The organism is Rhodococcus sp. EPR-134, assembly GCF_001647205.1.
GTDB lineage: Bacteria > Actinomycetota > Actinomycetes > Mycobacteriales > Mycobacteriaceae > Rhodococcus_F > Rhodococcus_F qingshengii.
The window spans coordinates 1-6,227 of sequence record NZ_LVCT01000636.1; the positions used below are offsets into that span (position 1 = coordinate 1).

The following is a 6,227-nucleotide window of genomic DNA, read 5'->3' on the forward strand; positions in this document are numbered from 1 at the left end:
GCAGCGAGGAACACCAGATCCTGCCGGTACAGACTCGGCCCCATCCACAGCAGCACGGCAGCAACCACGACCACGGTGATCAGCGCTTCTCGTGACAGGGCGAGCATCCTCGTCCGGGAACGGCCGGATGTAGCGGGCGGATTTGACGTCAGCGGACTGGTAGAAAGCGAGGCCATCAGACGCGAACCTTCCTCGAGAGCAAGCCTTCCGGACGGAAAGCGAAGAACACCAGGGCAATCAACAGAATCGCGGTTTGCGCAGCACTCGCACCGAAGTAGTACGGGGCGAATACCTGGACGACGCCCAACACCATTCCGCCGATCAGCGGAGCCCAACTCCGGCCGGTACCACCGATGACGAGTGCGATGAATGCCGTCAGCGTCCAGGACAGACCGCTCGTGAACTGAACACCGGCCTTGGGAGCGAACAGAAGTCCGGCGACGGCGGCGATCACACCCGCGAGGGTGAACGCGATGAGGCGTACCCGATCCACCGGCAAGCCCAGGACGCGGGCGGCATCCGGATTGTCGCCGACGGCGCGAAGCAGACGGCCCGAGGTGGACCGGTTCAGCCACAGTCCGATACCGACGAAGATCACGGCAGTTCCGACGACGAGTACAACGGTCGAACTGTCGACGGTGGCACCGAGCACCGATATCGGATCGAAGTCGAAGATCTTCTGTCCGGGAAGTGGTGTTCGGCCGAAGACCGTGCCGGCGAGCTGCTGGATCCCGAACAGTACTGCGGTCACCGCCACCAACGCCGGTAGTTCCCCACGACCCGAACGCTTCTGAACCTGTTTGACCACAAGCTTTTCCGTCAGGATCGACAGCGCCACCGCTACCGCGATCCCCAGCGGCATGGCAATCCAGAGAGCGAGCCCGTAATTGATCGCGACCCAACTCGACGCCATGGCCGCAGCCATCGCGTACGGGCCCATCGCAAAGTTGAAGAAATCGGCGCCGACCACCACGAGATACATTCCGAGGGCTATCAGTGAGAAGAATGCACCGATCTCGATGGCTGCGAGCCACAGTTGTGCGTCTGTCATGTCAAGGCTCCTCGGTTATCCGCACGGGGGTTGGTAGGAATCCCACGGATGGGCCGGCTTGTTGTCCTCACCGAATTCGACGAGCACCAGTCCGCAGAGGCTGTCAGGAGCCAGGTGATCCTGCGAAGAAAACGACAGTGTCAATCCGTCCTGGCCGAAGCTGGCGGGAAGTGCCGAAACCTGTTGAAGAGCATCACGAACGGCCGTCCGATCTCGGGGGTCGCCGGCAGTTTCGTTTGCCTCGGCCAACATCATGACGGCGTCGTACGCCTGTGCGTCGTAGGCGGTCAGTTGATAATCAGGCCCCTTCACCGCCTGCACCTTGCGACGCAGTTCGGCGGTTCTCGGGTTGTTCTCACTGAGCGAGCCCATGTACACCATGCCGCTCAACGCCTTCGGGTCCGCCAAAGCCCAAGATGCGGGCTGGTTTCCGATGGAAGCGAGTGAGAAGCGTTGCGTCTGCGGGGTGACCTTCGACAAGGTGTTGTGCGCGAGGATTTCGAAGTGCCCGCCGATACTGGCGACCAGAATCGCGTCCGGTTCGGTTTCCGCGAGACGTGAGACCTGTGCGGTGATGTCCGCGGCATCGACCGGCGCCTTTTCGACGCCCGTCACTCTCGCGCACTTCTCGAGCGCCGGCCGCAGGGTCTTGATGATTCCGTCGATGGACGCACTCGCGTCACCGAGAATTCCCAGGGACTTGTACCCCATCTTCTCGAAAGCCCCGCAGTACACCTGGGCGTACTGCTTCAACGAGTTCGGAATCATGAACGAGAAGTCGTTGTCGGGCGCCGAGGCAAAGGCGTCGCTGAGAACGACCGGAGCTATCGCAGGAATCTTCGACTGCTGGAGAATCGACTTGGCCTGCAGCACCGACCCGCTGCCCGTGGCGAGGATGACCGCACTGGACCCGTGATCGACCAACTTCCGAATGATCGACGGGGTCTTGGTGGGACTGCTCTCGTCGTTCTCGACAACCAATTCGACTTGCTTACCGTTGATTCCGCCCGCCTGGTTGATCAGGTCGACGGTCATCCGCACCGTCTTGCCGGCGATCGTGCTGTACGACGCACCGGGCCCGGTGGAGTCCTCGTCCAAACCGATGACGATGGTGTCTTCGGGAATGACACCGGCAGATGCGCACGCGCTCGCCCCGAGGACCACTGCCGCGCAGACGGCGATCGCCTTTCCGAGTCTCACATCGAACTCCCGTCCAAACTGTGCTTGGTAAATCAAACAAGCGCTTGATTTACGAGTGTGGACAGAAGTATGCACTGGGTCACACTGATAGTCAAAATCCGAACTACACGCGCAGGAACTGCGGTGTTACGGCTTCTGCAGCTGCCGGATCGACGAGCTGAGTTCGCGAATGACGGACTTCAATTCGTCGACATCAGAGCGGAGTTCGGCAAGGTCCGAGTCGGGAGATTCGGTCTGCGCTTCCTTCTTCGCCGTGCGCCGCGCAATGCGTGCCACCGGCTCGCCGTCGACGGAACGTGCGGCAAAGCCGTCCAGGAAAACCGAAATCAGATTGCGCTGCAGATCTTCGGCCAATTCGGAAAGCTGCGGGCGATACTGCGCGACGGTGGACCAGACGGATTCACGCAGGAGACGGTGAAACTGTTCGGGATCGATGTCTTCCCGAAACTCCGCGTCGGCAATTCCGCGAGCGATAGCCGATCGCCAGTAGCTGTGTGCCTTCTGAACCAGGATGGTGATGGGCGCGTCCGCCGGTTGCGACGAAAGTATGGCTTCTCCCTGATAGACCTCCGTGGCATACGGGTGATCCACCGCCGAGGCAAAAGAGACCGACACCATCGTGGCCAGGCGATTTCGAGCCGAACCTTCCGGTTCGATCGAGTCCTCGTACCGGACGTTGAGATCTTCGAGGAACCGGACGACGATCTCGTTGGCTATCGCATCCTTGGAGTCGAAGTAGTGATAGAGGCTGCCGGAGAGGATCCCGACTTCGTCGGCGATGTCTCGCACCGTCGTCGCGGCGATCCCCCGCTCACTGAACAGCTTGGCCGCATGAGCGAGTATTTCGTCCCGTCGGGTCGAGCGCACGAGAAGATCCTTCCGACGTTCCGATCGTCAAGCGAGTGCTTGATCAATTTCTCGTCGATGCTAACACCGCACCCTCGCTGACCTGCGGTGTGAGGTCCTGGACACCCAATCGAAACACCGGACACACACTTGTCACCGACAGTCATTCCACCGCAACAACTTCCACCTACTCTGTGCACTCGACGAATACAGCGTTGTATACGCACTCCGGATACAGATCTGTCAGAGCCATTGTCTGCCAGAGCCATCGACACGAAAGGCCCGTACATGCGAACCTTCTCGAAGCGCACCCTTGCCGCGCCGGCCGCTCTCGCCGCGCTGGGCTTGGTTCTCACCGGCTGCGGAAGCAAGGCAACAGACACCGCATCGGGAGATTCGACGGCTACGTCGTGCGTCGACACCTCGGGGGACACGATCAAGGTCGGTTCCCTGAATTCACTCTCGGGCACCATGGCCATCAGTGAAGTGACGGTCCGCGACTCCATCTCGTTGGCGGTGCAGGAGATCAACGATTCCGGCGGTGTACTGGGTAAGAAGATCCAGATCGTCGCAGAGGACGGCGCGTCGGAGCCGACAGTGTTCGCCGAGAAGGCCGAGAAACTGATCAGCAGCGATTGCGTCGCAGCAGTTTTCGGTGGCTGGACCTCCTCGAGCCGCAAGGCCATGCTGCCCGTGTTCGAGGACAACAACTCTTTGCTCTACTACCCGGTCCAGTACGAGGGACTGGAAGATTCGAAGAACATCTTCTATACGGGCGCAACGACCAACCAGCAGATCATCCCGGCTCTGGATTACCTGAAGGAGAAGGGCGTCAAGTCGCTGTATCTGGTCGGCAGCGACTACGTGTTCCCTCAGACCGCCAACCGCATCATCAAGGCGTACGCGGCAGCGAACGGCATCGAGATCAAGGGCGAGGATTACACGCCTCTGGGTTCGACCGACTTCTCCACCATCGTGAACAAGGTCCGCACAGCCGACGCCGATGCCGTGTTCAACACACTCAACGGCGATTCCAACGTTGCGTTCTTCCGTGAATACTCAAATGTCGGCCTGAAGCCCGCCGACATGCCCGTCGTCTCCGTCTCCATTGCGGAGGAAGAGGTCGGTGGTATCGGAGTCCAGAACGTCGAAGGCCAGCTGACGGCGTGGAACTACTACCAGACCATCGACTCCCCCGAGAACAAGAAGTTCGTCGCGGCGTACAAGGCAAAGTTCGGCCAGGACAAGCCCACGTCCGATCCGATGGAAGCGGCATACACCTCCGTCTACCTCTGGAAGAACACCGTCGAGAAGGCCAACTCGTTTGCGGTCAAGGATATTCAGGACAACGCCGACGGTGTGACCTTCCAGGCGCCCGAAGGACTCGTCACCATCGACGGCGACAACCACCACATCACCAAGACTGCCCGGATCGGCGAAATCCGTTCCGACGGACTGATCTACACGGTCTGGGATTCGGGACAGCCGATCGAGCCGGATCCGTACCTGAAGAACTACCCCTGGGCTGAGGGGCTCGGTAGCTGATCGACAAAAGGCGGAATTGACGGAATCGACGAGTAGAGAGGTGGAGCGTCTGTCATGGATGTTGTGATCGGGCAGTTGTTCACGGGTTTGAGTATCGGATCGATTCTCCTGTTGGCAGCGTTGGGGTTGTCTCTCACGTTCGGGCAGATGGGTGTCATCAACATGGCACACGGCGAGTTCATCATGGCCGGCTCGTACACCGCATACGTAGTGCAGCAGGTGATCTCGAATGCAACGGGATCGTTGATCATTTCTCTGCTCGTCGGTTTCGTCGTCGGCGGACTGATGGGTGTTGTGCTCGAAGTGGTCCTGGTATCGCGGATGTACCACCGACCCCTCGACACCCTGTTGGTGACATTCGGCGTCGGATTGATCCTTCAGCAGTTGGCGCGCGACATCTTCGGCGCGCCGGCAGTCAATGTTTCGGCGCCGAGCTGGCTTTCGGGCGGGGTCGATATTTTCGGCGCCGTGGTGCCGAAAACCCGCATCTTCATTCTGGTGTTGGCGATCGCAGCAGTGATCGCACTTTCGGTCGCACTGAAGCAGTCGTCGATGGGTAGACGCATCCGGGCCGTCGTCCAAAATCGCGATCTGGCCGAGACGAGCGGAATCTCCTCTCGTCGTACGGACATCACGACCTTCTTCCTCGGTTCCGGGCTCGCCGGCGTCGCGGGTGTCGCGTTGACGCTCATCGGTTCCACCAGCCCGACCATCGGCCAGTCCTATCTGATCGACGCCTTCCTGGTTGTTGTCGTCGGCGGTCTCGGTCAGATGAAGGGAGCCGTGATCGCAGCCTTCGCCCTCGGCATCTTGAACTCGTTCATCGAGTACTCGACGACAGCGTCGATCGCGAAGGTGATCGTGTTCGTCATCATCGTCGTCTTCCTTCAAGTTCGGCCGCAGGGCCTGTTCGCAGTCAAGACGAGGAGCCTCGTATGAGCATCCTGAACAATTCCCGAATTCGGGTGTGGGGCGGTTTTGCACTCGCCGCCATCGTGCTGTTCGCCGTCGCTCCGGCTGTGCTCTCGGACTTCAGGCTGTCACTGTTGGCCAAATTCCTGTGCTTCGCCATAGTCGCTGTCGGTATCGGTTTGGCTTGGGGCAGAGGCGGAATGCTCACGCTCGGCCAGGGGGTGTTCTTCGGGATCGGCGCATACGTGATGGCGATGCACCTCAAAATCGCCGATGCCGAACTCAAGGGTGACGCGGTCCCGGACTTCATGTCCATCGCCGGCAAGACCGAACTGCCGGGATACTGGCAACCGTTCGCCTCGCCATTCGTGGCGATCTTCGCCATCCTTTTCCTGCCGGCCGCTGTTGCCTTTCTCCTCGGACTCGGTGTGTTCAAGCGGAGAGTCAAGGGCGCGTACTTCGCGATCCTCTCGCAGGCACTCGCCGCGGCTTTCGCAATCCTCTTGATCGGCCAGCAGTCGATCGGTGGCAGCAACGGCCTCAACCGTTTTCGTACGTTCTTCGGTTTCAATCTCAACGATCCGGCGAACAAGCAGATGTTGTTCTTCATCGCTGCCGGAGTTCTTCTCGCATCGGTCGCTCTCATTCGCCAGCTGATGAACTCCCGATACGG

6 protein-coding genes are annotated in these 6,227 nt (G+C 60.1%); 3 read left to right on the forward strand and 3 right to left on the reverse strand.

Translation table 11 applies throughout. The features are described from left to right. Nucleotides 1–175: 175 nt before the first annotated feature. From A2J01_RS27955 to A2J01_RS27965, 3 genes are all read right to left on the reverse strand, one after another. Complete coding sequence (locus A2J01_RS27955) at nucleotides 176–1,051, reverse strand: branched-chain amino acid ABC transporter permease (protein ID WP_003941557.1); 876 nt, start codon at nucleotides 1,049–1,051, stop codon at nucleotides 176–178. Between the two features lie 15 nt (nucleotides 1,052–1,066). Then, nucleotides 1,067–2,251 carry an ABC transporter substrate-binding protein gene (locus A2J01_RS27960; protein ID WP_064114033.1) on the reverse strand — a complete coding sequence of 395 codons (1,185 nt, stop codon included), beginning with the start codon at nucleotides 2,249–2,251 and terminating at the stop codon, nucleotides 1,067–1,069. A 126-nt stretch (nucleotides 2,252–2,377) separates the two neighbouring features. Beyond that, on the reverse strand, nucleotides 2,378–3,118 hold the full coding sequence (locus A2J01_RS27965) for a TetR/AcrR family transcriptional regulator (protein ID WP_003941474.1): 741 nt from the start codon (nucleotides 3,116–3,118) through the stop codon (nucleotides 2,378–2,380). Nucleotides 3,119–3,385: 267 nt separating this feature from the next. Here A2J01_RS27965 and urtA point away from each other — a divergent pair, with 267 nt between their 5' ends. The 3 genes from urtA to A2J01_RS27980 form a co-directional block, all read left to right on the forward strand. Next, on the forward strand, nucleotides 3,386–4,642 hold the full coding sequence (urtA, locus tag A2J01_RS27970; RefSeq protein ID WP_007735391.1) for an urea ABC transporter substrate-binding protein: 1,257 nt from the start codon (nucleotides 3,386–3,388) through the stop codon (nucleotides 4,640–4,642). Nucleotides 4,643–4,696: 54 nt separating this feature from the next. Continuing rightward, nucleotides 4,697–5,581 carry an urea ABC transporter permease subunit UrtB gene (gene urtB / locus A2J01_RS27975; RefSeq protein ID WP_003941514.1) on the forward strand — a complete coding sequence of 295 codons (885 nt, stop codon included), beginning with the start codon at nucleotides 4,697–4,699 and terminating at the stop codon, nucleotides 5,579–5,581. After that, a partial coding sequence (locus tag A2J01_RS27980; protein ID WP_442971583.1) for an ABC transporter permease subunit occupies nucleotides 5,578–6,227 on the forward strand: 650 nt, incomplete at its 3' end. The genes urtB and A2J01_RS27980, both read left to right, overlap by 4 nt.

Bases quoted from the DNA above. Each gene is read 5' to 3' on its own strand.
- urtB (WP_003941514.1), top strand. From the start codon at position 4,697: ATGGATGTTGTGATCGGGCAGTTGTTCACGGGTTTGAGTATCGGATCG.
- urtA (WP_007735391.1), top strand. From the start codon at position 3,386: ATGCGAACCTTCTCGAAGCGCACCCTTGCCGCGCCGGCCGCTCTCGCC.
- A2J01_RS27955 (WP_003941557.1), bottom strand. From the start codon at position 1,051: ATGACAGACGCACAACTGTGGCTCGCAGCCATCGAGATCGGTGCATTC.